Here is a 22790-nt window from a genome sequence, read left to right as displayed (position 1 = left end):
GCTCCGTTGCCGGGCGTCCTAGGATGGGCGCATGGCTGCTGCGGTGAGGACCCGGGTTTCGAACAAGGTGATGGGCCGGCTGCGGCTGGCGTCGCAGGGGCTGCTGGGATCCGGCTTCAACGGCGTGCCGGCGGCCGTCCGTGCCATGACCGCGATGCAGGCCCAGGATCTCCAGTCGGCGCTGTGGGCCGTGGGGCTGCGGGTTCCCGGCGCGGGCCTGAGCGACGTCCGCCGGGCCCTGGATGACGGGTCTGTGGTCCGGTCCTGGCCGATGCGCGGGACCCTGCATCTGCTCGCGCCTGAGGATCTGCGCTGGATCCTGGACATCACCACGGCCCGGCTCGTCCAGGGCACGGCGGGGCGGCACCGGCAGCTGGAGATAACCGGCACTGACGTCGAATCGTGCCGGGAGGTGGCCTTGGGTCTGGTGGACGGCGGCCGGGCCGCCAGCCGCGCGGAGCTGTTTGGGGCTTTCGAAGCGGCCGGGCAGGCCACCAAAGCACAGCGCGGCATACACCTGCTGTGGTTGCTGTGCCAGAGCGCCTCACTGGTGCAGGGGCCGCTGGACGGAAACCAGCAGAAGTTCGTTGCCTTCGACCGGTGGATCACGTCCTCACGGGACCTGGGCCGTGAGGAGGGCATCGCAGAGCTGCTGCTGAGGTACCTGCGCGGCCACGGGCCGGCCACGCTGCGTGACTTCGCCTGGTGGTCCAGCATTCCTTTGACCGAGGTGCGGCGTGCCGTGCCAGCGGTGAGCGGCGAATTGGTGGAGCTTGATCACGACGGCACCCGGTACTGGCTGTCGCCCGAGGTCGCCGCGCTGCTGGACGACGGCGTGCCGGGGCAACGCACGGTCCTTGCCCTGCCGGGGTTCGACGAGTTCGTCCTCGGCTACACGGACCGGAGCATCGTGCTGCCGCCCGAGCATGCGCAAAAGATCGTCCCCGGCGGCAACGGGGTGTTCAAGAAGGCCGTCGTTGCCGGCGGCAAGGTGACCGGCACCTGGGCGAGGCAGGGGAACGGGCGGGCAGCCGCCGTCGTGCCCGTTCCCTTCGACGACACCAGGCCCCTCGGCCCGGCGGCCTTGGCGGGTTTTCGCCGCGCCGCCGAGCGGTACGAGCGGTTCCTCGCGTCCTGACGAGCGCCTCGGAAGCCGACGCGTGGCCTCGCCCCGCACAATTGCGACCCTGCCTCAGATCTTGTGGCCCTTATTGCTACGCTTCCTCAGGTTTGCTCGCCTGATTTGGCACGCTTCCTCAGATCTTGTCGCCTTTATTGGCACGCTTCCTCAGGTTTGGTCGCCCGATTTGGCACGCTTCCTCGTTCTTGGGAGCGTGAACGAGTGTCGCACCTGACGGGAGGTGAGGGCGCGTTGGGAAAGACCCGGCGGGAGGTGAGGACGCGTCAGGAAAGACCCGGCGGGAAGTGAGGACGCGTTGGGAAAGACCCGGCGGGAGGTGAGGGCGCGTTGGGAAAGACCCGGCGGGAGGTGAGGGCGCGTTGGGAAAGACCCGGCGGGAGGTGAGGACGCGTTGGGAAAGACCCGGCGGGAGGTGGGGACGCGTTGGGAAAGACCCGGCGGGAGGTGAGGACGCGTTGGGCTCAAACCGACTGGGCGCAGACGCAAAACCGGCCCCGCTCCGCATGAGCGGCCCGGGGCGGGCCGGTCGTGCGGGGCAGGGCCGGTTGAGTAGGGCGAAGGCTGGTTACAGCGTGCCGGTGGCGATGTTGAGCATGCGGCGCAGCGGCTCGGCAGCGCCCCAGAGCAGCTGGTCGCCGACCGTGAACGCGCTGATGTACTGCGGGCCCATCTCGAGCTTGCGGATGCGTCCCACCGGAATGGTCAGCGTGCCCGAGGCAGCCACCGGGGTCAGATCGGCCATCGAGGCTTCCTTGGAGTTGGGCACCACCTTGGCCCACTCGTTGTCCTCGTCGAGCAGCTTCTCGATCTCGGCAACTGATAGGTCCTCGCGCAGCTTCAGCGTGAGCGCCTGGGAGTGGGAGCGCATGGCCCCGATCCGCACGCAGAGGCCATCCATGATCACGTGGTTTTCATCCGAGTTACCCAGGATCTTGTTGGTCTCGACGCCGGCCTTCCACTCTTCCTTGGACTGGCCGTTGCCGAGGTCAGCATCGATCCAGGGGATGAGGGAGCCGGCCAGCGGCACACCGAACTGTGTGGCGTCGACGCCGTTGCGCTGGTGGGCCAGCACCTTGCGGTCGATGTCCAGAATGGCCGACGCCGGGTCGTTCAGTTCCGTGCTGACCTCGGCGTTGAGGGTACCGAACTGGCTGAGCAGCTCGCGCATGTGCCGCGCACCGCCGCCGGAAGCGGCCTGGTAGGTCATGGACGTGCCCCACTCGACGAGGCCGTTCTTGAAGAGGCCGCCGAGGCCCATGAGCATGCACGAGACGGTGCAGTTGCCGCCAATGAAGTCCTTGACGCCGTTGGCGATTCCCTTGTCAATGACGTCGCGGTTGATCGGGTCAAGGACGATGATGGAGTCGTCGTTCATGCGCAGGGTGGACGCGGCGTCGATCCAGAGGCCGTCCCAGCCGCGGCTGCGCAGCTCGCCGTGGACCTGCTTGGTGTAGTCGCCGCCCTGGGCGGTGACAATAATGGGCAGCTTCGCCAGTGTCTCGACGTCGAACGCGTCCTCGAGCTTGCCGGCGCCTTCGGCGAAGGAAGGCGCGGCACCTCCCGCGTTGGAGGTGGAGAAGAAGACCGGGTTGATGCTGGCGAAGTCGCCCTCTTCCTGCATGCGCTGCATCAGGACGGAGCCGACCATGCCGCGCCATCCGACCAGGCCGACGGAGGGGGTAGCTGCTGTAGTCATTTAGACAGTTTATCTTTGGATTTGGCAGGCCGCAGTCGGTTACGTCACTGCCGGAGGACGGTGGGTAGGCGGGGGTTCAGTCGACGGGCCGCGGGAGGTTCCGTGCTTTGCGCAGTTTCTCGGCGCGGCGCTCCTTGAAGTAGCCCGCCCACGCGGCCAGGAAAGGAAAGAGGCAGGCCGGGAAAACCCACCACACTTCGCCAAGAATGTGCCACTGATCGGTGAGCGCCACCTGGACCACGCCGTAAACAAGGCCTCCAAGGCAAGCGGTGAGGAGGATGGAAAGGAAGAGCAGCCCGCCGGAGCTGTTGACCGGCTTGACCAGGCCGTGGCCGTCATCCTTGCGGACCCCATACTCGGCCGGCGTGTAGACGACCATCTCGCCGTTCTCAGCCTGCCGGTACATCAGCCGCTCCTCAGAAGGCCGGGAAGGCACATAGCCCGGGTCCTGCGGAACGTCCCTACTACGCCTCGCCACGGGCATCCTCGATCGCCGCCAGCAGCCCGGCGTCGTCCAGGCCTGCCGTTTCCGCCACCTCATCCTTGTCGAAATCCGGGGCGCCGGTGGTCCAGGAAGACTCCTCGCGGCGGATCAGCAGGTGCTGTTCGGAGCCCAAGGTCTTGAAAACGAGGTAGGCGGATCCGCCCTGGTTCTGCTCGACATGCTGGCGGACCACCCGGAGTGTCGCCTCGGCAGAGGAGATGGCGGGATCCTGGGCAAAGACGAACCAGGTGCCCAGCAGCCTGGGCTGGAGCATCAGGGAAACCCCGGGTGCTTCCAGCAGTGCAACGTTGTCCATCGCCTCGCCGGTCAGGAGCGAGATTTCCGTCCACCGGGTGGCCTTGCCCAGGGCGGTGGCGACGGCAGCCGCCACCCCTTTCACCCCCAGATCGCCGTCTTCGTCAACAGCGGCCAGGTCCCGCGCCAGCAGCGACGAGGCGCCGGCAGTGGACAGGGTGACGTCGTCGATCATCTCTTCGGCACGGAAGACGCTGACGGAACGGTCGCGGGCAGGGCCCTCGAAAACATTGAGCAGATAGGCAAACTCGCCCACGCCGAAGCCGATGACGTCGACGCCGAGGCGGGGTTCCTGTTGGGTTGGGTCCTGAACAGTCATGCTTGTCTCCTAATCGCCGAATCCAAAGAACTTGCCCACAGACTTGCCCGCGTCAACGAGCGTATCTTTCGTATCGCTGACGAACTTTCCGGGGTCCTTCACGGCGTTGACGACGCCTTCGCCAATATTCTTTCCCACGCTGCTGATGGTGTCCCAGTTCTCATAAACGGCGATGCCCACGCTGGCGACCTGGCAGACCGTCCCGGCCGGCGGCGGCAGGAAGCATCCCACCCCGAGGGCCGCCTTGCCGGCACCCATGAGCCCGCCCTTGATGTCGCCGTCGGAAAAGCTCTTGACGGAGTCGTAGGCGCTGAAACCGACGCCGGCCCAGCCAAGTCCCCGGGCCAGGCCCGACTTGCCGAGCCATTCCATCTTGGTCCCGGCACCAAGCCAGGGCTTCTCCTCGAGGACCGGGCCGAACTTGGACAGCACGCCGAGGTGCTTGTTCAGGTTCTTCAGCGAGGCAATATCGGTCGCCTTGTCGATCAGCCCGAGCCCGCGGTGGGCGGACGCGGACCCCTTCAGCAGGTCGTCCAGGGCCGAGTTGCCGAGGAGTCGGTGTGCAGCAAACCCGGGACCGCCAACACGGTGGCTTCCCTGCAGGAACGACTTGATGAAGTCTGCCCGCTGGTTTTTCAGTACCCAGCCGTACTGCCCGAGGTGCTTGGCCAGGGTGAGCGGGGCCTTGATGAACTTTTGCAGGGTCAGGCCCGCCTTGAGCGCCCCGACGCCCCCGAGCAGCACGCCGCCCAACGTTCCTGCCAGCGAGCCGCCGGGATCGCCAAGAGTGACGGGACCGCCGCCGGAGCCCGGGGCGGCGTCGCTGGCCTTCTCCTGCTCGTTGGCGTTGTCCAGCAGCTTCCGGGATTCATCCTTGAGGGCGCGTGCCGTCCGCTGGATGAGGGCCCGGTGGTTGCCGTTCCAGTCCGAGCGGAACTCGGTGGCGTCGTTGCCCCTCCACGAAGGGTTGTTGTTGATCTGGTTGGTCAGCTGCGATGACGTCTGCAGCAGGGTGTCGGAGACCTTTCCGAACTGCTGCGCAAGTGTGCGAAGCTGCGCGACGTCGGCGCCCCACAAATTACCTGTCACTGCGGCATCATCCCCCAAATTCTGGCCGCCCCGAACGGAGACGGTTGCTGCTATGTCCAGCCATCACTCTAGTTCGGGCCCAGGGCCGCCGCGATGGGCAGCACTCCCCATGTGGACGCTACTGGTGGTCGGGCTCCTGCAGCAGGGCATTCTTGCGGGCGCGCAGGGCAAAGAAGGCGCCGAAGGCAAAAACCTGCGTCACCACCACCAGGACGATGATGCCGGCGATCTTGTTGCCGCCCAGGATCATGGTCAGGCCAACAATCGCGGACAGCAGTGCCAGCAGCGGCAGCAGCATGTAGCCGAGCACAAAGAGGGTTTCGGGTTTACGCAGCATGTTCTAACCTTCCGGGCGGTTCCACTTGGTGAACCGGTAGCGGGTGCCGTTGGCCCCCGTCAGCCAGCCGTCGGCGGGTGCGGACGTGCCGGCCACCCAGCCGTCGCCGAGCTCCGGGGCGTACGTGTCGCCGTCGGCATCGACATCGATGGTGGTGACCACCGCGACGTTGGCCAGGCCCGTGGACTGCTTGAAAATTTCGCCGCCGCCGAGGATCCAGACTGCTTCGCAGCCCGGGGCGAACTGGGATTCCAGCAAGGCATCATCGAGGGATTTGACGACGACGGCGCCCTCCGCCTCGGGCGTGCTGCCCCAGTTTTCCTGCCGGGTGATGACGATGTTGGTCCGGTTGGGCAGCGGACGGTACTTTTCGGGGAAGGAGAGCCAGGTCTTGCGGCCCATGATGACGGGATGGCCGGTGGTGACCCTGGTGAAGTGCTTCAGGTCCTCGGGCAGGTTCCACGGCATGTCGCCGTCCTTGCCGATGACACCGGCAGGCGTCTGTGCCCACACGAGTCCGATCCCGGACATCCCCGCGGCGATGTCCTCACTGAAAGCCTGCCCGTCCATTGTGCCCTCCGTGCTCATACGGCGATCGGCGCCTTGATCGTGGGGTGGTGCCGGTAGCCCACCACTTCGAAGTCGTCAAGGCTGTAGTCGAAGATCGACGCCGGCTTGCGGGTGATCTTCAGCTGCGGGTACTCGTACGGTTCGCGGTCCAGTTGCTTCAGGACCTGGTCCATGTGGTTGTCGTAGATGTGCACGTCGCCGCCGGTCCAGACGAATTCACCCGGCTCGAGGCCCGTCTGCTGTGCCAGCATGCAGGTCAGCAGCGAGTAGGAGGCGATGTTGAACGGCACGCCCAGGAACATGTCCGCCGAACGCTGGTACAGCTGGCAGGAAAGCTTGCCGTCCGCAACGTAGAACTGGAAGAACGCGTGGCAGGGCGGCAGCGCCATGTCCTTGAGTTCACTCACGTTCCAGGCCGAGACGATGTGCCGGCGCGAGTCCGGGTTCGACTTCAGGCTCTCCACGAGCTCGGCGATCTGGTCGATGTGACCGCCGTCCGGGGTGGGCCAGCTCCGCCACTGGACGCCGTAGACCGGCCCGAGTTCGCCCTCGGCATCGGCCCACTCATTCCAGATGGTCACGCCCTGGTCCTGCATCCACTTCACGTTGGAGTCGCCGCGGAGGAACCAGAGCAGCTCGACGGCGACGGACTTGAAGTGCACCCGCTTGGTGGTGATCAGCGGGAAGCTGTCGCCCAGATCAAAGCGGATTTGGCGGCCGAAAACGCTGCTGGTTCCGGTGCCGGTGCGGTCTGATTTGTGCGTGCCGTTGGCCATGACGTCGCGCAGAAGGTCTTCATAGGGCGTTGGGGTGCTCACCCGTCCAGTCTAGTCGGAGCTGGATGAGGGGCTCGAAGCGCCGTGCCGCCGCTGGAGACTAACACGCAGCAACGCCAGAAGCTCATCATCAGGAAGCCCCGCCTTGGCCGCCACTTGGATGACATGTTCGACGGCGGCCCCCAGTTCCGCTGCCGCCTCACCGGCGCCGGACGGCCCGGAGTCCGTGTCCACGTACGCCGGAAGCCCGACGACGACGGTGCCGTTGCGGCGCCGGGTCTCGATCAGCCCGGACTGTTCAAGTTCCTTGTACGCCCTGGCGACCGTTCCGGCGGCAAGGCCCAGGTCTGCGGCGAGGCTGCGGACTGCCGGCAGCAGGGTCCCGGCCGTGAGGCCGCCAGCGGCGATCAGCGCACTGATCTGCAGCCGGATCTGCTCGTACGGGGGAGTGGGCGATCCAACGTCCACCGAAATGCCCGCAGTCATCGCGCAGGTTCCACCGGCGCACGCCGGGCAGCAGGCCTGCCCCTCGGGCCGAAAGCGTTCACGGGAATCACGGAAAGCACCACGGCGGCCGCCACCAGCACCGACCCGGCGGCGACGGCCGTCCCTGCCCACATCTCTGCCGGAGCCGTCTGCGTCCCCATCAGCGCGGCCACCGGCCGGTTTGCCGATATCAGCAGACCGCCCGCCTGCGCCAGCAGGAATGCGGCCAGAATCCGCACGATCCTGTTTAGCGTGACGGTGCGGAGCGCCGCATCCAGCCCATCATCCGACGTGTCGATGCCGCGGCGGCGGCGCACGGCAAAGATGGCGGGCACAGCCGTGGCGGCGACGGCGGCCGTTGCCACCGCCGTCGGAACCCAGCCGGAAGGTCCCGGTGTCCCCTCAGCGCCAAGCGCCGCGTCCCCCAAGACGGTCATTACAACCACGGCTGCCAGGAGCAGCAAGGCGATTACGGCAGCGGTGAGGAGGGCAGGCGCCACCGGCTGGACGGGCCAGCCGCGCACGGCTGCGGAGGATGAGCCGTAGTTCCGCGCGAGGAGCAGTTCGCCCGCCAGAATGGCCAGCAATACGCACGCGGCCATCACAGCTGAGATGACGGTGGTGCGGACCGGATTCGCAGGCCCTGAGAGGAGCAGGACAGCAATTCCCGGCACCACCGCTGCCAGCCCGAGGAGGGCGCCGAGGGACACGGCGAGCACCGAGGCAGGATGCTTTTCGGTACGGAGGTCCCGGATGCTTTTCCGGCCGGAAGACTGGGCCGGACGGTTGCGCACCTTGCTGGCCAGAAGGCTGTCCAGCTGCGGCGGCTTCCACATCCACATCACGAACAGCACCGCGGCAGCGCCGAGAGCGGTGAGGTTGGTCCATGAGGTGGCAGTTGCGGGCTCCGGACGGGAGGCAAAGTTGCCGGCGATGGCCGCCAGCCCAGCGGCAACGGTGGACACGGTCCGCATCAGCCGGTTCATGGCAATCGCGCGGAGAAGGGCGTTGTCGCCGGCATCCAGTGCTTCCAGCTGACGGCGGCGGGCAATTAGCCACAGCACCAGTATGGTCCCTGCCGCCAGCAGCACCAGGGCGGCGCCAAGGCAGGCTGCCAGCTCCGTGCCGGGAATCCGTCCGTCCTGGAAGAAGGTGGGGCCGGTTGCACCGTCCGCGGGGGTAACGGGCGGCACTGGGCGGTACGCCGGTTGCGTTGCCGCCCACACAATGGTCCCGGCGGAGGCGGCGAAGATGCCGAGCGTGGTCCAGGCGAGCCCTCGCGGAAGAAAGTCCCGGACGCGCCGGACGGACAGTGTTGCCAGTCGCCGCGAACGGCGTGGACCCGGGTAGCTCAGTTGCCCCAGTGCGTGGACACCGAGGCAGCCAACCACCGGCCAGGCCAGCGCCTGCAGGATGTCGGCAGGCTGCTGCAGCGACGGCGTCTGCGGGCTCGAGGGGATGATGCCGGCGTTAGCCGCTCCCTGCAGGGTGCTGGCCAGCCAGCCGATGACGCCGACCCAAAGCGCGTGGTCCGAAACTGACTTCGGCGACGTGCCTCCGCCCGGCGCCCAGACCACCCAGCGCAACAGTCCGTAAATGCCCACTGCTGCCAGCAGCGGGCCCAGCAGCGCCATGGGTGGCAGGTCAAACTGTAGTGGCATCAGATCCCCCAATGATCCCCGAAGCGCCCGTGCCGCGGGCGCCATCTTTGTACCAAGTATTTGATACAAAGATGCGCGTGGTCAAGGTGGGCGTCCGGACAGCCGCCAGGGACTCAGTCGTCGAAGGGCTTGAACTGCTCCACGGACACGATCCTGCTTGAGCTGCCGTGCGCCACATGGCAGATGATCATTTCCCCCGGGGCGAGGTACGGGTCGGCCACCGGCAGCAGGCCCTTGAGCCGCGGGGTCATGTAGCCGGCAAGCTGGCCCAGCACGGTGGGGAGGGCCGGCCGGTGGGTGCACAGCACCACCGCGCGCTGCTTGTCGAACAAGGCGTGGACGGCGGCCGCTGTCTTTTTGGGGTTGCGGGCATGCCGGTGCTCCGTCAGCGCATCCACCAGTTTTACCTTGGCGTCCGATGACTTGGCGTAGGGGGCGATCGTCGCCACACAGCGCAGCCACGGGCTGGTGACCACCCGCAGCGGCTGCCACGACTTCAGCAGCCGGTGCACCGCTTGCGCCTGGCGGATACCGGTGGCGGCCAGGGGCCGTTCGCCCTCCGCCTTGGTCCATGACGAGCGCGGCTTGGCCTTGGCGTGGCGCACGACGACGAGCGGCCAGGTCCGCAGCTCTTTGCGGGCATGGGCTGCTGCCAGGTACTCCAGCGGCGCCCGGTCCGAGGGGTTGGACAGCAGCTCGGCGGCACGCTCCGGGGCGCACCACATGACGCTGTCCACCTCTTTGCCGTCGGGGCGCAGGGAATTGCCGGTCACCTCAACCGCCCAGTAGTGCACAACCTTCAGTCCGGCGGAGACGTGGTAGTGGATGGGCGGGAGCGGGATACCCAGGGGCGCCACGAGGCCGATCTCCTCTTCCACCTCGCGGACGGCGCACTCGGGCACCGTTTCGCCGGGGTCAAGCTTGCCCTTGGGCCAGGACCAGTCGTCGTACCGCGGCCGGTGGATCAGGAGGACCTCCAGCTGGTCCTTCTTGACGCGCCAAGGCAGGGCGCCGGCGGCCGTGACGGCGACCGGCTCGCCCGGGTGATCGGTCTGATCCGCTATGGGTGAGTCGCTGCTCTTCAAAGGCCGGGTTCCTACCGCCGGACGACGGCGCGCTGCCGGGAGCGTGATGCCAGGAGCCAGGACTGGACGTCGTCAAGCTTGCTGCCGTCCTCGCCGATGTGGTGGCGGGTCCACTCGCCGTCGTTGTCCAGGTGCCAGCTGGACGTCTCGGGGTCCATGTACCGGCGCAGCAGGTCCAGGACGTAGGCGGTGTCCTCGCCGCCGGACAGCTGCACCAGCGCCTCCACCCGGCGGTCCAGGTTGCGGTGCATCATGTCCGCGGAGCCGATGTACACCACGGGGTCGCCGCCGTTGTCGAAGGCGAACACGCGCGAGTGCTCAAGGAAGCGGCCCAGGATGGAGCGGACTGTGATGTTCTCGCTCAGCCCGGGGATGCCGGGGCGCAGCGAGCAGATGCCGCGGACAATGACGTCCACCTGCACGCCGGCCTGCGAGGCGCGGTACAGGGAATCGATGATGGACTCGTCCACCATGGAGTTGACCTTGATCTGCACGCGCGCGGGAATCCCTGCGCGTGCGTTGCGGATTTCGGCCTCGATCCTGTCGATCAGTCCCGAACGCACTGAACGGGGCGCCACCAGGAGCCGCTTGAAGGTGGACTTGGGGGCGTACCCGGACAGCTGGTTGAACAGCTTGGTGAGGTCCTCGCCCACCTGCTCGTTGGCGGTCAGCAGTCCGAGGTCCTCGTAGTAGCGTGCGGTCCGCGGGTGGTAGTTGCCGGTGCCGATGTGGCAGTAGCGGCGGAGCCCGTCCACCTCCTGGCGGACCACCAGGGAGAGCTTGCAGTGCGTCTTCAGGCCCACGATGCCGTAGACCACGTGGACGCCGGCCTGCTCCAGCTTGCGTGCCCAGGAGATGTTGGCCTGCTCGTCGAAGCGGGCCTTGATCTCCACGAGGGCCAGCACCTGCTTGCCAGCCTCGGCGGCGTCGATGAGGGCGTCGACGATGGGGGAGTCGCCGGAGGTGCGGTACAGGGTCTGCTTGATGGCCTGCACCTTGGGGTCGGCGGCCGCCTGTTCCAGGAACGCCTGGACGGAGGTGGAGAACGAATCATAGGGGTGGTGCAGCAGGATGTCCCGGCGGCGCATGGCGGCGAAGACGTTCGCGGCCTTGGACGTCTCGGACTCGTTCAGGTACCGGGACGTGTGTGGCACGTGCTTGGGGTAGTGCAGGTCCGCGCGGTCGATGCCGCCGATCACGGACAGGCCGCGCAGGTCCAGGGGGGCCGGGACGGAGTAGACCTCCGACTCGTCCACGCCGAGCTCGCGGATCAGCAGCGCGCGGATGTTCGGGTTGATGTCGTTGGTGACCTCCAGCCGGACGGGCGGGCCGAACCGACGGCGCAGCAGTTCCTTCTCGAGCGCCTGCAGGAGGTTCTCGGCGTCGTCCTCTTCCACCTCGACGTCCTCGTTGCGGGTGACCCGGAAGGTGTGGTGCTCCAGGACCTCCATGCCGGCGAAGAGCTGGTCCAGGTGGACGGCGATGACTTCCTCGAGGGCTATGAACCGTGCCACGCGGCCGGGCACTGAACCTGCGCGCGGGCCGTCGATGGAAATCAGGCGGGGCAGCTGGTCCGGCACCTTGACGCGGGCGAAAAGCTCCTTGTCGCTGACCGGGTTCCGCACCACCACGGCCAGGTTCAGCGAAAGGCCCGAGATGTAGGGGAAGGGGTGGGCGGGGTCCACGGCCAGCGGGGTGAGGATGGGGAAGACCTTCTCCGCGAACATCGCGCTGAGCCGCTGCCGGGCTTCGTCGTCGAGCTCGTCCCAGTGCATGAGGTGGATGTGCTCGTACGCCAGGGCCGGCCGGATCTGTTCGGCGTAGACCTGGGCGTGCCGCTGCTGCAGGCGGTGGGCCGCCTCGCCGATCTGTTCCAGGACCTGGACCGGGCTCAGCCCGGCGGGGGAGGGGACCGCGAGTCCGGTGGCGATGCGGCGCTTCAGGCCGGCCACGCGGACCATGAAGAACTCGTCGAGGTTGGAGGCGAAGATCGACAGGAAGTTAACGCGTTCCAGCAGGTACAGGTCCGGGTCTTCGGCAAGCTCGAGGACCCGGGCGTTGAACGCGAGCCAGCTCAGTTCGCGGTCCAGGAACCGGTCGGGGCTGATCTCACCCTCAGGTTCCAGGATGGCTGCGAACTCGGGGATGTCGATCCGGTCCTGCGTGGCGCGGGAGGCCGGTACTTCGGAGGAGCCGAAGCGGGCGCGCACAGGGGCCGCCTTGATTTCGGTGGTGGCTGTTCCGGCGGATTCCGGTTGCATGCGCTCTCCTTGAGTACTGGCGGGTTTAGTTTCAACCTTACAAGCATTCATCCGTCCGGGACCCGAAGATTTCGAGGCTGGCGGCATGCGGGCAAGAGGGTGTGATCAGGGTCCCTCAAGCGGCCCGTACATGACGTCCATATCCCAACGTGTGAAGCCCAGCCGCCGGTACAGCGAGACAGCCGGAGTGTTGTCGGCATCCGTGTACAGCATCACGGCGTGCAGGCCCTGCTGCTGGAGGTGCCGTATCCCGGCGATGGTCAGCGCCTTGCCCAGGCCCATGCCCTGGGCGGCCGGCGTCACGCCCACCACGTAGACCTCGCCGATGGCCGGGTGCGTTCCGTGCTGCGGATGCACCTTGGTCCAGTGGTAGCCGAGGAGCCGCCCGTCCCTGTCCTCGGCCAGCAGGAAGCCCGCGGGGTCGAACCAGGCTTCGTCCATCCGGGCCTGCAGGTCCGCCCTGGTGAGGGAGCCCTGCTCCGGGTGGTGCGCGAAAGCCTGACGGTTGGCCACGAGCCAGGCCTCCTCATCCTGGCCCGGCACAAAGGCGCGGATCGATACCCCGTCCGGAAGGCCGGCGTCGGGCAGGTCAGCGGCGGCGGTGGTGAGCCGCATCTTCCACAGCTCCCGAACGGGCCCGTAGCCGTACCGGGCTGCCAGGTCCGCTGCTGCCTCATGGTTGCCGTGCGACCAGGCCTTGAGGCCGTCCAGGCCGCGCGAGGACTTGAGCGTGCCGACGAGCCGGTCCGCCACGCCCTGGTTGCGGTAGCTGGGGTGCACCGCGATTTCGACCACGCCTGTCCCGTCCGGCTCCTCGACGACCACGGCGAAGCCTGCCAGGTCCTGTGCTGTGGCGGGATCCGACTGCTCGTCGGGGGCGTACAGGGCCAAGGTCAGCAGCGTGTGCGGGCCGGTGTCTGCCGCGCGCATGGTCACGAGGGTCTGTTCGGATATGGGGGGATTGCCGTCCGATTCCTCGGCGGCAGCCAGCAGGGCACGGACATCCCGCAGCAGTTCGTCATCCACCCCGCCCTTGATGACAAGGACGGGCCATTTCTCCGGGTGCGCAGGACTCATGCTGCAAGGCTATACGGACGCCGCCCGCGCCGGGCCGATTTGGAACGGGCCGTGGCGCCCCGTATAGTCGTTAGCTCAGCCGGCAATCATGCAGGTTGTGAGGGGGATCCACCACTGGGGTGGCCTCGATACGTTCGACCCGTATGTCCTCCACTCGTAGTTCCGAAATGCAGAACGGCCCGGCTCTGGTGAGCCGGGCCGTTCTGCATTTGCTGTGGGTGGTGCCGGGCCGGCCGCCACCCCGGGACGGCCCCAAGGCGGGGGGCCTGAGGCCTACGCCTCGGTGAGTTCGTCCTCCTGCTGGCGTATCAGCGTGAGCCGGTAGCCCACGTTGCGCACCGTGCTGATGAGGTTCTCGTGGTCGGCGCCCAGTTTGGCGCGCAGCCGCCGGACGTGGACGTCCACGGTCCGGGTGCCGCCGTAGTAGTCGTAGCCCCACACCTCGGTCAGGAGCTGCTGCCGGGTGAATACCCGGCCCGGGTGCTGCGCGAGATACTTCAGGAGCTCGAACTCCTTGAAGGTCAGGTTCAGTGCCGCGCCGTTGACGCGCGCCGTGTAGCTCGCCTCGTCAATAACGACGCCGGCGGCCCGGATTTCGGAGGGAGCCTCCTCCTGCTCCGGTACAGCACGGGCGACACAGAGACGGATCCGCGCCTCCACTTCGGCGGGGCCCGCCGAATCAAGCACGATGTCATCGACAGCCCAGGCGGAGGAAACGGCCGCCATGCCGCCTTCGGTGAGGATCAGCACCAGCGGTGCGCTGAGGCCCGTGGCCTTCAGGAGCTGGGTCAGGGAGCGGGCGCCCACGAGGTCTTTGCGCGCGTCCAGGAGGACGATGTCGCAGGGGTCCGTCTCCAGCAACGCGGTGGGTTCCGCGGGCAGGATGTGCACCCGGTGGTTCAGGAGTTCCAAGGCAGGCAAAATGTCCACCGATGACCCGGTGCTGTTGGTCAGTAACAGGATGTGCGACATTATTCCTCCAAGGGGCTGTCCGCGCATCGTCGGGCGACTGAGCTGATGTCTGAGTATACCCAACGGCCCCCGGACGGACACTGATGGGCCGCACCCGCGTGCCTTGTTTACGACATATGGCGTTCACATAGGGCAGGATTGAAACCGTCAGGGGGCCGAGCCCTGCCCGTCAACGGCACAGCCAGGATGAGGTCGCAGCAGATTTGAGTGCAGAGTCCGAGATGAGTACACCACGGCCTGCCCCCGGGGTGAGCCCTCCGGCTGCTGCCGGCCGGCCGCTCCAGTCATGGAGCATCGGAGTCGTTGGCCTGGCGGGCCTCGCCACGCTGGTGGCCAGTGTCTTCCGGACTCCGGATGTCCTCCTCGCGGTGGCCGTGCTTTTCGCCCTGGGCATCGGCCTCGGCTGGCCGCACTACCTGGATATCCCCGCCAAGAAAACCCTCGCCGCGGTGATCGGGCTGTCAGGTGCCGGCGCGGCCATTGCGGCCACTTTCGCGGCTGCACCCGGCTACCTCAACTGGACGCCCGGCTTCATTGCCCTGGGTGTCACCGCCGTGTTCCTTGTCCAGCTGGTGCGCGGCACCGGCCAGGCGCAGCGCCTCGAGTCGACGCTCGGCTGCAGCGTGGGCGTCTTGCTGTCCTGCCTGGGTTCCGGATGGATCGCCGGTGCCAGGTTCAACGGGGTTAAGGAAATGGTGCTCGTGGCGGGGATCAGCGCCGCCGTCGCACTGCTCGCCGGCCTCATCCGCTGGCCCGACCGGATCATTGCGCCCCTGGGCATCACCCTGGCCGGACTGGCCGGCCCGCTGGCCGGGCTGGTGTTCTCCGACATCGCAGTCCTGCCCGCCGCTGTGTTCGGTGTGGTGGTCGGGGCGGTCCTGGTCAGCTTCCGCAGGCTGGTGACCCTCCGGGGCGCTCCGCTGAACTTTCCGGCTGCCCTGGGCATGGGTCTGGCACCGATTGCGGCGGTCGGTTCGCTCGCCTACTTCATAGACAAACTACTCATCTCCTGACGGGTTAGGATGGCAACATGTCCGTACTTGCATTTGAAATCTTCTTCCTTGTCCTGCTCGGCGTTGCCAGCCTGTCCATGGCCTGGTTTGCCGGTTTTGTTGTCTACCGGCTGTTCAAAGGACAGCGGTAAAACCCCTGCTTAGCGGTTTCGAGAGGTAGCGGCTGTGCCTATTGAAATTCCTACAGACCTGACCCCCGAACTGGTTCCCCTCTCCTGGCTCATCGGTGAGTGGGAGGGCCATGGCCGGCTCGGGGCCGGTGACGAAGGTTCAGAGCACTTCCTGCAGCATGTTTCCTTCACCCACAACGGTTTGCCGTACCTGCAGTACCGTGCGGAAAGCTGGCTGACCGACGAGGACGGCACCAGGCTCCGGCCGCTCACTGTTGAGACCGGTTTTTGGGCCCTGGAGCGCAAGCAGCTGGAGGCCGACAGCGGTCCCGGCCTGGTTCCCGGGGACATCGTCCCCGTGCTGAAAAGCGCCGACGAGGTGGAAGCCCTCCGCAACAAGGATGGCGGCTTCGACATCTCGGTCTCCATCAGCCACCCGGGCGGCATTTCGGAGCTGTACTACGGCCAGATCAAGGGGCCGCAGATCCAGCTCAGCACCGACATGGTGATGCGAGGGAGCCACTCCAAGGAATACACTGCCGCCACCCGGATCTTCGGGCTGGTGGACGGCAACCTGCTCTGGCGCTGGGACGTCGCCGCCGGCACGCCGTCGGCAACAAGTGCGGCAACCGGCGCGGCAACCCAACCGGCTGCCGAGGCTGGCAACGGCCTCGAGGCGCACGCCTCGGCGTTCCTTAAAAAGGTCACCTGACCCCAGCCGCCAGGCTGTTCCGCAACGCAACAACACCTGCCGCTCCACGCCCCTGTTCGCCGGCACTGTTCGCCAGCGCTCCCTTCGGCTACTTTGGCCTCAGGTCTTCAATCCTGAGTCCGCAGCAACCCGATGGAGTGTCCCATGGATGAGTCCCAGCCCCCGGCCGACTACAGCGACCTCAAGGCGGTGTACTTCAACGGCACGCTCAAGCGTTCGCCGGAGAAGAGCAACACCGAGGGCCTGATCACGGTGAGCCGGCTGATCATGGAGAAGCAGGGCGTGGCCACCCGGGTCATCCGTACCGTTGACCACGATATCGCCAGCGGTGTGTACCCGGACATGCGTGAGCACGGCTGGGCAACCGATGAATGGCCGGAGCTGTATCCGGCCGTCAAGGAGGCGGACATCGTCGTGGTGGCCGGGCCCATCTGGCTGGGGGACAATTCCTCGCAGACCAAAAAACTCATCGAGCGGCTCTACGCCCATTCCGGCCAGCTCAACGAGAAGGGCCAGTGGGCGTTTTATCCGAAGGTGGGCGGCTGCCTGATCACCGGAAACGAGGACGGCATCAAGCACTGTTCCATGAACGTCCTCTACAGCCTGCAGCACATCGGCTTCAGCATCCCGCCGCAGGCCGACGCCGGCTGGATCGGACCCGTCGGGCCGGGACCCAGCTACCTGGATGAGGGGTCGGGTGGCCCGGAGAGCGACTTCACGAACCGGAACACCACGTTCATGACATGGAACCTCCTGCACCTGGCCCGGACGCTCAAGGACGCCGGCGGAATTCCCGCCTATGGCAACCTTCCGGAAGAATGGAAGGCCGGAACCAAATTTGGTTTCGAAAACCCGGAATACCGCTAGGTGGCCGGAATACCCTCCCAGCCAAGGACGTTCCCCTTCATATGACTACCAAGAGCCCTCTGTTGTCGCGCCCTGGCGCCGTTGAAGCGGGCGGCGCCGACGCCGGCGTCGCATCCCACTACGGCGAACCCCTCCGGGAGCAGCGCGCGCTGGCGGCCGGAACCGCCGTCGTCGATCTTTCCCACCGCGGCGTGGTGACGGTCACCGGCCCGGACCGCCTGAGCTGGCTCAACACGCTGTCTTCCCAGCAGGTCACCAACCTCCAGCCCGGTGAATCCAGCGAGCTGCTGCTCCTTAGTGTGCAGGGACGCATTGAGTTCGACGCGCGCGTAGTGGACGACGGCGGGACCACCTGGCTGATCGTCGAGGCGGCCGAAGCGGGTCCCCTGGCAGAGTGGCTGACAAGGATGAAGTTCATGCTCCGCGTCGAGGTGGCGGACGTGTCGGCCGACTGGGCCGTGGTGGGATCAACCAAGGCCGTGCCCGAATGGTCCGGACTGCAGGTGTGGCAGGACCCCTGGCCCCACGTCGGTGCCGGCGGCTACTCGTACGCCGTGGTCACCGAGGACACCCACCCCGGCGCCGAACGCCCGTGGTTCGAATACCTTGTGCCGGCCGCCGAGCTGGAGCAGACGGTGGGGGACCGCACGCTCGCAGGCGTCCTCTCCGCCGAAGCCCTGCGCGTGGCCGCCTGGCGTCCGCGGCTCGGCGCTGAAACGGACGACAAGACCATCCCGCACGAACTGGACCTGCTCCGGACTGCCGTACACCTGGCCAAGGGCTGCTACAAGGGCCAGGAGACCATCGCCCGCGTCCACAACCTGGGCCACCCGCCGCGGCGCCTCGTGTTCCTGCAGCTCGACGGTTCCCAGCACACCATGCCGGCCCCCGGCAGCGAGGTCCGGCTGGGGGAGCGCAAGGTGGGCTCCGTGACGTCCGTGGCGCAGCACTACGAGATGGGCCCCATCGCGCTGGCAGTCATCAAGCGTTCGGTCGCCCCGGATGAAATACTGACGGTTATGGACGGGGACGAACCGTACACAGCCGCGCAGGAAGTGATCGTGGCGCCCGACGCCGGACAGGTCGTCGGAAGGCAGACAGGATTCCTGAGGGGGACCCACAGATGACAGACTCCACCGCGCCCGGAGCCGCCGCTTCGCAGCAGCCCGCTTCCCAGGGGCCCGCTTCCCAGGGGCCGGACGAGGAAACCCTCGCCCTGGCGCATACCCTCTTCGAAGCCGCCCGGAACGGCGAAACCGAACTGCTGCGCAGCTACCTCAACGCCGGCGCCCCGGCCACGCTGACCAACTCCGCCGGCGACTCGCTGCTCATGCTCGCCGCCTACCACGGCCACGCCGAGACGGTGCAGCTCATCCTGCACCACGGCGGCGACGCCAACGCTGCCAACGACCGCGGACAGACCCCGCTGGCCGGAGCCGTCTTCAAGGGCTATTCGGATGTGGCCCGGGTGCTGCTTGACGCGGGAGCGGATCCCGACGCCGGCACCCCCTCTGCGCGTGCCGCCGCCCAGATGTTCGCCCGGGCCGACATCCTGGAACTGCTGGGCTGAGCCTTTGGAAAACGTCAACAGGCCCTGGCCTGCACTCTGGTCCCTCGTCATCGGGTTCTTCATGATCCTGATCGACACCACGATCGTTTCGGTGGCCAACCCGCGCATCATGGAGGGGCTGGATACGGACATCAACGCCGTCATCTGGGTCACCAGCGCCTATCTGCTGGCGTATGCCGTGCCGCTGCTGATCACCGGCAGGCTCGGCGACAGGTTCGGTCCCAAGCGGCTCTACCTGTCCGGCCTCGTGGTCTTCACCCTCGCGTCATTGTGGTGCGGCCTGTCCGGAACGGTCGCGATGCTTATCGCCGCCCGTGTCCTGCAGGGCCTCGGTGCAGCGCTGATGGCCCCGCAGACCATGGCCGTGATCACCAGGATCTTCCCGCCGGACGGGCGCGGCGCCGCCATGGGCCTGTGGGGTGCCACCGCCGGCGTGGCCACGCTGGTCGGTCCGATCCTGGGCGGCGTGCTCGTGGACGGCCTTGGCTGGGAGTGGATCTTCTTCATCAACGTCCCCATCGGAATAGTGGGCTTCATCCTTGCCTGGCACTTCGTTCCATCCCTCACCACCCACCCGCACAGGTTCGACATCCCCGGCGTGGTGCTCAGCGCCGTCGGGCTTTTCCTCCTGGTTTTCGGCATTCAGGAAGGCGAGACGTACGACTGGGGCACCATCACCGGGCCGGTCACGGTGTGGGGACTGATCATCAGCGGCCTCGTGGTGCTGGCGCTCTTTGTCGGCTGGCAGGCGGCCAACAAGGGTGAGCCGCTGCTTCCGCTGGCCCTCTTCCGGGACCGCAACTTCTCGCTGGCGAACATTGGGATCACCACCGTGGGGTTCGCAGTCACAGCTTTTGTGTTGCCGCTCATCTTCTACTACCAGATCGTCCGGGACATGACCCCCACACAGTCTGCCCTGATGATGGCGCCCATGGCGCTGATCTCCGGCGGGCTGGCGCCCCTGGTGGGCAAGATCATCGACCGGGTGAACCCCAAATACATCACGTCCACCGGCCTGCTGCTCATGGCGGTGGCGCTGTTCTGGAATTCAGCACTGATGCATCCGGACACCCCGGTGTGGCTGTTCCTGCTGCCGAGTGCCGTTCTCGGCTTCGCGAATGCCGGCATCTGGGCGCCGCTGAGCTCTACCGCGACCCGCAACCTGCCCATGCGGCAGGCCGGGGCCGGGGCGGGCGTCTACAACACCACCCGGCAAATCGGTGCTGTGCTCGGCAGTGCTGCCATCGCCGTCCTCATGCAGGCCCGGCTCGCCGCGGAACTTCCGGCGGCGCCCGGGAGCGGCGGTGAGGCCGGCGGCTTCGGCGGCCAGTTGCCTCCGGCTCTCCACGACGGCTTCGCGACGGCGATGGGCCAGTCGATCATGCTGCCGGCGGCTGTGATCGTGCTCGGCGCCGCCGTGGCTCTGTTCTTCGCCCGCCCCAAGGCGGTCCAGGGCTGGGGCGGCCAGCGGCCCGCCGCTGGCCAGGACGCGGAGGCGACGACGCGCTAGCGTGCCTGGCCGAGCAGCACGCTCGTCTGGATGCCGCCGGTGGAAAAGCCCAGGCTGCGTGCGGTGGCCAGCGAGCCCTTGTTGCTGACGTCGGTGCGCCACTGCAGCGTCAGCCCCGAGGCCAGTGCTTCGTGGGCGGCTACCGAGGCTGCGAGCGATCCCAGGCCGCGGCGGCGCCACTCCGGGGCCACCAGTACGCCCATGTGGGCGAGGATGCCTTCCCACTCGGAGTAGGCGCCGCAGGCCACGGGCACCCGCTGCCCCTCGTCGTCGTGAATGATGGTGTAGCGGTTCTCGAGGTCGGACAGGCCCACTTCGTTCACGTCGTCGGGCGGGCAGAGGCCCTCGAGCTCGATGGCCTCCGGGTTGCCGTGCGACACCGTCAGCTCTTCGGCCGGCTGCAGCAGCGGCAGGTCGTCTGCGAAGAAGAGCGCGGCCGAGCCCTGGCCGTGGCCGCCGTGCCGGCGGGTGATGGTCAGCAGGGTGACGTGCTGGGCCATCTCCTCATCGGAAATGCCGGCCGCGGCGTCCAGCGCCCACTGCGGACCCACCAGGGCCGAGCTGCCGAACAGCCGCACGAACTCGACCGAGTGCGCGGCGTCGTCAACCCTGGTGATCCGCTCGCCGGTTTCCAGCGCGCGGGCAAAAGCGCCGTCGTCGAGCCCCAGGCGGCGCGACCAGGCAAGCTGGATGATGGCGGCGGATCCGGGGTCAAGACTCATGATCCCAGCCTACCGATCCCTGCCGCCCGCGAGCCTCAGCCCCATGTCTGTGCCGTCGGCCCGTGACGGGTCCGAGCCCGAACGTACAGTTGTGGCCCCTCCAGAAAGCGTGAACCAGAAAAGCGCGAACTGGCAGATAATGCCCTCAAAAAAGCAAAAACAGGGCATTATCTGCCAGTTCGCGCGGGTGCGAGGCAGGAGAAAGTGGGAGCAGGCTCAGCCGAAGAGGACCGCGGCCTCGTCGTAGCGGTGCTGCGGAACGGTCTTGAGCTTGCCCAGGGCGGCTTCGAAGCCCACGTGGTCAATGTCGGTGCCGTTCAGCGACACCATGGTGCCCCAGCGGCCCTCGACCACGGAGTCGATGGCGGCCATGCCAAGGCGGGTGGCCAGGACGCGGTCGAAGGCGGAGGGGACGCCGCCGCGCTGGATGTGGCCCAGGATGGTGGCGCGGGTCTCGATGCCGGTCCGGGCCTCGATTTCCGGCGCCAGCTGGTCCGCGATGCCGCCCAGCCGGGGACGGCCGAAGGTGTCGAGGCCGCGCTCGGAGTGAGGGCTTTCCATGTGCTCCGGAACAAACCCTTCGGCAACCACTACCAGCGGCGCGCGGCCACGGTCATGCGCCTCGGTCACCCATTTGGTGATCTGCTCGATGCTGATCTTCTGCTCCGGAATCAGGATGGCGTGGGCACCGGAGGCCATGCCGGCGTGCAGGGCGATCCAGCCAACATGGCGGCCCATGACTTCGGCGATCATGCAGCGGTGGTGGGACTCGCCTGTGGTCCGCAGCCGGTCGATGGCCTCGGTGGCGATCTGCACGGCGGTGTCGAAGCCGAAGGTGTAGTCCGTTGCATCGAGGTCGTTGTCGACGGTCTTGGGGACGCCGACGATCTTCAGGCCGGCGTCGGTGAGGCGCTTGGCGGCCGCGAGGGTTCCTTCGCCGCCGATGGCGATGATGGCGTCGATGCCCAGCCGTTCCATGTGGGCTTTGATGACATCCGGTCCGCCGCCGTTCTCGAACGGGTTGGTGCGCGATGTGCCGAGGATGGTGCCGCCCTGCTTGGCAATACCGCGGACGAGAGTACGGGGGATGGGGATGATGTCACCCTCCACCACGCCGCGCCAACCGTCGAGGAATCCCACGAATTCGTGGCCGTGGATGGCAATGCCTTTGAGGACGGCGCCGCGGATAACGGCGTTCAGTCCGGGGCAGTCGCCGCCGCTGGTGAGGATTCCGATTTTCATTTTCTTGGCTCAAATCCTGGTTCGAAGGGTTTACGGGCAGAGCGCCACGCTGAGCTCAATAAGAGATTCTAGTGCGGAGTGTGGGGTAGGACACAAACGATTACACCCCCGAGGGGCTCCGGACGCCGGGGCCGGAATGGTACTGAACACCACAGTGCCCCCGGTCCGGGGGGAACGGGGGCACTGTATAAAAAGGACAAGCGGACGACGGCGGCTGCCCGCCGGCGGTCACTGGCGGCCCGTGCCGCGCTTCTCGAGGAAGGACTCAAGCGCGATCGAGTTGTTCTGGTCCGGCAGGATCAGCCATGCCGCCAGGTAGAACACGACGGCCGGGCCCGGCAGCAGGCAAAAGAGGAGAAATGCGATGCGGACGAATGCCACGTCCACGTTCAGCTTCCCGGCGATTCCGCCACATACGCCGCCCAGCCACCGCTGCGGTCCGCGCTTCAGGCCAAGGCCCCTGACAATGCTGAAGAACTTTTCCATGGTTCAAGACTTCCCGTTTGTTGTGCCGTTGTCACGTTTTCGTGCGGAGAGCAGCCCGCCAGCCACCAATGCGGCCCCGGCTCCGATCATCAGGCCGATCAGCACATAGGTCCCGTTCAGGACCACAATCCCCAGTTGGGAGATGACGATCAGGACGGCCAGGGCGAGGACCACCAGCCCCCAGACGATGGTGCCTACGCGGGCCGGCGCCTCGGCGGGTTCGTCCTGGCCGCCAGCGGACGGTTTGGGTACGGGAGTTGTTTCCGGTGCGGGATCAAAACTGCTCATG

24 protein-coding genes are annotated in these 22790 nt (G+C 67.1%); 7 read left to right on the top strand and 17 right to left on the bottom strand.

Annotation, left to right across the window (positions count from 1 at the left end):
• Window positions 1–31 precede the first annotated feature (31 nt).
• Window positions 32–1138, top strand: a complete 1107-nt coding sequence (locus ACFQ50_RS16055; RefSeq protein WP_377996642.1) for a winged helix DNA-binding domain-containing protein — start codon at window positions 32–34, stop codon at window positions 1136–1138.
• Between the two features lie 568 nt (window positions 1139–1706).
• Here the strand turns inward: ACFQ50_RS16055 and asd are convergent.
• The 13 genes from asd to ACFQ50_RS15990 all read right to left on the bottom strand — a co-directional run bounded on the left by asd (window position 1707) and on the right by ACFQ50_RS15990 (window position 14269).
• Window positions 1707–2837 carry an aspartate-semialdehyde dehydrogenase gene (gene asd / locus ACFQ50_RS16050; protein WP_377996641.1) on the bottom strand — a complete coding sequence of 377 codons (1131 nt, stop codon included), beginning with the start codon at window positions 2835–2837 and terminating at the stop codon, window positions 1707–1709.
• Between the two features lie 76 nt (window positions 2838–2913).
• Window positions 2914–3243 (bottom strand): hypothetical protein, encoded by a 330-nt coding sequence (locus ACFQ50_RS16045; protein WP_377996640.1) that lies wholly within the window; start codon window positions 3241–3243, stop codon window positions 2914–2916.
• A 58-nt stretch (window positions 3244–3301) separates the two neighbouring features.
• Window positions 3302–3955: a hypothetical protein gene (locus ACFQ50_RS16040; protein WP_377996639.1), complete on the bottom strand. Its 654-nt coding sequence runs from the start codon at window positions 3953–3955 to the stop codon at window positions 3302–3304.
• Window positions 3956–3964: 9 nt separating this feature from the next.
• On the bottom strand, window positions 3965–5044 hold the full coding sequence (locus tag ACFQ50_RS16035; RefSeq protein ID WP_377996638.1) for a hypothetical protein: 1080 nt from the start codon (window positions 5042–5044) through the stop codon (window positions 3965–3967).
• A 118-nt stretch (window positions 5045–5162) separates the two neighbouring features.
• On the bottom strand, window positions 5163–5381 hold the full coding sequence (locus ACFQ50_RS16030) for an NF038396 family protein (RefSeq protein ID WP_377996637.1): 219 nt from the start codon (window positions 5379–5381) through the stop codon (window positions 5163–5165).
• 3 nt (window positions 5382–5384) lie between these two features.
• On the bottom strand, window positions 5385–5969 hold the full coding sequence (locus tag ACFQ50_RS16025; protein ID WP_377996636.1) for a dihydrofolate reductase: 585 nt from the start codon (window positions 5967–5969) through the stop codon (window positions 5385–5387).
• Entirely contained in the window at window positions 5966–6769 is an 804-nt protein-coding gene (locus ACFQ50_RS16020) for a thymidylate synthase (protein ID WP_377996635.1), read from the bottom strand. Before ACFQ50_RS16020 ends, ACFQ50_RS16025 begins: the two co-directional genes overlap by 4 nt.
• Window positions 6770–6778: 9 nt before the next feature.
• Window positions 6779–7213 (bottom strand): GntR family transcriptional regulator, encoded by a 435-nt coding sequence (locus ACFQ50_RS16015; RefSeq protein ID WP_377996634.1) that lies wholly within the window; start codon window positions 7211–7213, stop codon window positions 6779–6781.
• Window positions 7210–8874 carry a hypothetical protein gene (locus tag ACFQ50_RS16010; RefSeq protein ID WP_377996633.1) on the bottom strand — a complete coding sequence of 555 codons (1665 nt, stop codon included), beginning with the start codon at window positions 8872–8874 and terminating at the stop codon, window positions 7210–7212. The genes ACFQ50_RS16015 and ACFQ50_RS16010 overlap by 4 nt, the downstream gene beginning before the upstream one ends.
• 113 nt (window positions 8875–8987) lie before the next feature.
• Window positions 8988–9959: an NUDIX domain-containing protein gene (locus ACFQ50_RS16005; protein ID WP_377996632.1), complete on the bottom strand. Its 972-nt coding sequence runs from the start codon at window positions 9957–9959 to the stop codon at window positions 8988–8990.
• A gap of 11 nt (window positions 9960–9970) precedes the next feature.
• Entirely contained in the window at window positions 9971–12220 is a 2250-nt protein-coding gene (locus ACFQ50_RS16000; protein ID WP_377996631.1) for an RNA degradosome polyphosphate kinase, read from the bottom strand.
• Between the two features lie 105 nt (window positions 12221–12325).
• Window positions 12326–13297 carry a mycothiol synthase gene (gene mshD / locus ACFQ50_RS15995; protein WP_377996630.1) on the bottom strand — a complete coding sequence of 324 codons (972 nt, stop codon included), beginning with the start codon at window positions 13295–13297 and terminating at the stop codon, window positions 12326–12328.
• A gap of 273 nt (window positions 13298–13570) precedes the next feature.
• Window positions 13571–14269 carry a winged-helix domain-containing protein gene (locus ACFQ50_RS15990; protein WP_377949382.1) on the bottom strand — a complete coding sequence of 233 codons (699 nt, stop codon included), beginning with the start codon at window positions 14267–14269 and terminating at the stop codon, window positions 13571–13573.
• A gap of 221 nt (window positions 14270–14490) precedes the next feature.
• Here ACFQ50_RS15990 and ACFQ50_RS15985 point away from each other — a divergent pair, with 221 nt between their 5' ends.
• The 6 genes from ACFQ50_RS15985 to ACFQ50_RS15960 all read left to right on the top strand — a co-directional run bounded on the left by ACFQ50_RS15985 (window position 14491) and on the right by ACFQ50_RS15960 (window position 20051).
• Window positions 14491–15282 (top strand): permease, encoded by a 792-nt coding sequence (locus ACFQ50_RS15985; protein ID WP_377996629.1) that lies wholly within the window; start codon window positions 14491–14493, stop codon window positions 15280–15282.
• Between the two features lie 165 nt (window positions 15283–15447).
• A complete protein-coding gene (locus ACFQ50_RS15980; RefSeq protein ID WP_377996628.1) occupies window positions 15448–16104 on the top strand; it encodes an FABP family protein in 657 nt (218 codons plus the stop codon).
• A 144-nt stretch (window positions 16105–16248) separates the two neighbouring features.
• A complete protein-coding gene (locus ACFQ50_RS15975) occupies window positions 16249–16971 on the top strand; it encodes a flavodoxin family protein (RefSeq protein WP_377991543.1) in 723 nt (240 codons plus the stop codon).
• A gap of 41 nt (window positions 16972–17012) precedes the next feature.
• Entirely contained in the window at window positions 17013–18098 is a 1086-nt protein-coding gene (locus ACFQ50_RS15970; RefSeq protein ID WP_377996627.1) for a YgfZ/GcvT domain-containing protein, read from the top strand.
• Complete coding sequence (locus tag ACFQ50_RS15965; protein ID WP_377996626.1) at window positions 18095–18541, top strand: ankyrin repeat domain-containing protein; 447 nt, start codon at window positions 18095–18097, stop codon at window positions 18539–18541. Before ACFQ50_RS15970 ends, ACFQ50_RS15965 begins: the two co-directional genes overlap by 4 nt.
• A 4-nt stretch (window positions 18542–18545) precedes the next feature.
• Window positions 18546–20051: a DHA2 family efflux MFS transporter permease subunit gene (locus tag ACFQ50_RS15960; RefSeq protein ID WP_377996625.1), complete on the top strand. Its 1506-nt coding sequence runs from the start codon at window positions 18546–18548 to the stop codon at window positions 20049–20051.
• Here the strand turns inward: ACFQ50_RS15960 and ACFQ50_RS15955 are convergent.
• The 4 genes from ACFQ50_RS15955 to ACFQ50_RS15940 form a co-directional block, all read right to left on the bottom strand.
• Window positions 20048–20773: a GNAT family N-acetyltransferase gene (locus ACFQ50_RS15955; RefSeq protein WP_377996624.1), complete on the bottom strand. Its 726-nt coding sequence runs from the start codon at window positions 20771–20773 to the stop codon at window positions 20048–20050. The genes ACFQ50_RS15960 and ACFQ50_RS15955 overlap by 4 nt on opposite strands.
• A 216-nt stretch (window positions 20774–20989) precedes the next feature.
• Complete coding sequence (locus tag ACFQ50_RS15950) at window positions 20990–22015, bottom strand: 6-phosphofructokinase (protein ID WP_377996623.1); 1026 nt, start codon at window positions 22013–22015, stop codon at window positions 20990–20992.
• Window positions 22016–22243: 228 nt separating this feature from the next.
• Window positions 22244–22501, bottom strand: coding sequence for a PspC domain-containing protein (locus ACFQ50_RS15945; RefSeq protein WP_377996622.1), 258 nt, complete (start codon window positions 22499–22501; stop codon window positions 22244–22246).
• A gap of 3 nt (window positions 22502–22504) precedes the next feature.
• Window positions 22505–22789 carry a hypothetical protein gene (locus ACFQ50_RS15940; RefSeq protein ID WP_377996621.1) on the bottom strand — a complete coding sequence of 95 codons (285 nt, stop codon included), beginning with the start codon at window positions 22787–22789 and terminating at the stop codon, window positions 22505–22507.
• Between the last annotated feature and the right edge of the window lies 1 nt (window position 22790).

The organism is Arthrobacter sp. NPDC056493, assembly GCF_042795115.1.
In the GTDB taxonomy this organism is placed as follows: Bacteria; Actinomycetota; Actinomycetes; order Actinomycetales; family Micrococcaceae; genus Arthrobacter.
Note: the sequence above shows the minus strand (reverse complement) of the source record. Positions and strands in the feature narration are given on the sequence as shown.

Excerpts from the sequence above, each read along its gene's own strand:
- mshD (WP_377996630.1), bottom strand. The coding sequence starts at position 13,297 with ATGAGTCCTGCGCACCCGGAGAAATGGCCCGTCCTTGTCATCAAGGGC.
- ACFQ50_RS16025 (WP_377996636.1), bottom strand. The coding sequence starts at position 5,969 with ATGAGCACGGAGGGCACAATGGACGGGCAGGCTTTCAGTGAGGACATC.
- ACFQ50_RS15990 (WP_377949382.1), bottom strand. The coding sequence starts at position 14,269 with ATGTCGCACATCCTGTTACTGACCAACAGCACCGGGTCATCGGTGGAC.
- ACFQ50_RS16045 (WP_377996640.1), bottom strand. The coding sequence starts at position 3,243 with ATGTACCGGCAGGCTGAGAACGGCGAGATGGTCGTCTACACGCCGGCC.
- ACFQ50_RS16030 (WP_377996637.1), bottom strand. The coding sequence starts at position 5,381 with ATGCTGCGTAAACCCGAAACCCTCTTTGTGCTCGGCTACATGCTGCTG.
- ACFQ50_RS15950 (WP_377996623.1), bottom strand. The coding sequence starts at position 22,015 with ATGAAAATCGGAATCCTCACCAGCGGCGGCGACTGCCCCGGACTGAAC.
- ACFQ50_RS15985 (WP_377996629.1), top strand. The coding sequence starts at position 14,491 with ATGAGTACACCACGGCCTGCCCCCGGGGTGAGCCCTCCGGCTGCTGCC.
- ACFQ50_RS15945 (WP_377996622.1), bottom strand. The coding sequence starts at position 22,501 with ATGGAAAAGTTCTTCAGCATTGTCAGGGGCCTTGGCCTGAAGCGCGGA.
- ACFQ50_RS15965 (WP_377996626.1), top strand. The coding sequence starts at position 18,095 with ATGACAGACTCCACCGCGCCCGGAGCCGCCGCTTCGCAGCAGCCCGCT.
- ACFQ50_RS15970 (WP_377996627.1), top strand. The coding sequence starts at position 17,013 with ATGACTACCAAGAGCCCTCTGTTGTCGCGCCCTGGCGCCGTTGAAGCG.
- asd (WP_377996641.1), bottom strand. The coding sequence starts at position 2,837 with ATGACTACAGCAGCTACCCCCTCCGTCGGCCTGGTCGGATGGCGCGGC.
- ACFQ50_RS16040 (WP_377996639.1), bottom strand. The coding sequence starts at position 3,955 with ATGACTGTTCAGGACCCAACCCAACAGGAACCCCGCCTCGGCGTCGAC.
- ACFQ50_RS16000 (WP_377996631.1), bottom strand. The coding sequence starts at position 12,220 with ATGCAACCGGAATCCGCCGGAACAGCCACCACCGAAATCAAGGCGGCC.
- ACFQ50_RS15940 (WP_377996621.1), bottom strand. The coding sequence starts at position 22,789 with ATGAGCAGTTTTGATCCCGCACCGGAAACAACTCCCGTACCCAAACCG.
- ACFQ50_RS16015 (WP_377996634.1), bottom strand. The coding sequence starts at position 7,213 with ATGACTGCGGGCATTTCGGTGGACGTTGGATCGCCCACTCCCCCGTAC.
- ACFQ50_RS16010 (WP_377996633.1), bottom strand. The coding sequence starts at position 8,874 with ATGCCACTACAGTTTGACCTGCCACCCATGGCGCTGCTGGGCCCGCTG.
- ACFQ50_RS16055 (WP_377996642.1), top strand. The coding sequence starts at position 32 with ATGGCTGCTGCGGTGAGGACCCGGGTTTCGAACAAGGTGATGGGCCGG.
- ACFQ50_RS15955 (WP_377996624.1), bottom strand. The coding sequence starts at position 20,773 with ATGAGTCTTGACCCCGGATCCGCCGCCATCATCCAGCTTGCCTGGTCG.
- ACFQ50_RS15975 (WP_377991543.1), top strand. The coding sequence starts at position 16,249 with ATGGATGAGTCCCAGCCCCCGGCCGACTACAGCGACCTCAAGGCGGTG.